Source organism: Aliiglaciecola sp. CAU 1673 (assembly GCF_029223185.1).
Classification (GTDB): Bacteria; Pseudomonadota; Gammaproteobacteria; order Enterobacterales; family Alteromonadaceae; genus Bowmanella.
Genome location: NZ_JARHUG010000036.1, coordinates 1 through 1,141, shown reverse-complemented (window position 1 = coordinate 1,141; position 1,141 = coordinate 1). Strand labels below are relative to the sequence as shown.

The window sequence follows — 1,141 nt, the reverse complement described above, 5'->3', positions numbered from 1 at the left end:
TTTAAAGCAGAAGCCCTGCGACTGGCCGGGAAAATCGGTGTGGCCAAAGCGGCCAGAGAACTGGGCTTACACGGCGCTCAAATATACCAGTGGCGTGCAGCGGCCGAGAAGAAAGCCGGCACCACTGAACGGGAAAGCACATTGGCAACGGAAAACGCCAAGCTCAAGCGCGAGCTGGCCGAGATGAAAATGGAGGTCGACTTTTTAAAAAAGGCGGCAGCCTACTTCGCGAAAAATCCAAAATAGAGCGATTCCAGTTCATTCATGAACATCGCCAACAATTGGCCCTGAGCTTCCTTTGCCGGATGCTCAAGGTCTCGCGAAGTGGGTATTACCAATGGCGGGAGGTGCTTAGCAACCCCAGCCCTCGCGCCCAGGCCAGACAGCAGCGCGATCAGCGAGTAGAGCAAGCCTTCTTTGAGTCGAAGAGGCGGGATGGAGCGCGACGCATCCAGGTGGAGCTGAAAGAACAGGGGCACAGCCATGACATCAAGACCATTGCCGAGAGTATGAGACGCCAGAATCTGGTGCCTAAGGCGGCAAAGATGTTCAAGGCGACGACCGACAGCAATCACCCCTTGCCCGTCGCCCCCAATCTGCTGGACAGAGACTTCAGTGCCGACGCACCGAATCAGAAATGGGCAGGCGATATCACCTACCTGTATACCGGCGAAGGTTGGCTGTACCTGGCCGTCATTATCGACTTGTACTCAAGGGCGGTAATTGGCTGGGCCATGGCACCGCGCATGACCGCTGACCTGGTGTGTGATGCGCTGAAGATGGCCTTGTTCCGGCGCGGTCGCCCACAGGGAGTCATCCTTCATAGCGACCGTGGCAGTCAGTATTGCTCTTGGGCTTACCGTGGGCTGATTGAGCAATATCAGTTACGCCAGAGTATGAGTCGCAAGGGAAATTGTTGGGACAATGCCTGCGTGGAAAGCTTCTTTCACTCGCTGAAGGTTGAAGCCATCCATGACGAGCCTTTGATGACCCGAGAGCAGATGCGCCAAGCGGTGTTCGAGTACATTGAAGTTGATTACAACCGGCAAAGAAGGCACAGTGCTCTGGGCTACCTGAGCCCGGAAAACTATGAGAAAAAACTAGCAGCTTAACCGGTGTCCACTTTTACTGGTGCAGATCA

At 55.0% G+C, this 1,141-nt stretch carries 1 protein-coding gene; it reads left to right on the top strand.

What is annotated here, in order from left to right; genetic code table 11:
* A protein-coding gene (locus P2G88_RS19430; RefSeq protein ID WP_275799319.1) for an IS3 family transposase occupies positions 1 to 1,112 on the top strand; the annotation gives its coding sequence in 2 pieces (ribosomal slippage) (positions 1 to 199 and positions 199 to 1,112; 1,113 coding nt annotated over the 2 pieces). This gene is flagged as partial in the annotation.
* Between the last annotated feature and the right edge of the window lie 29 nt (positions 1,113 to 1,141).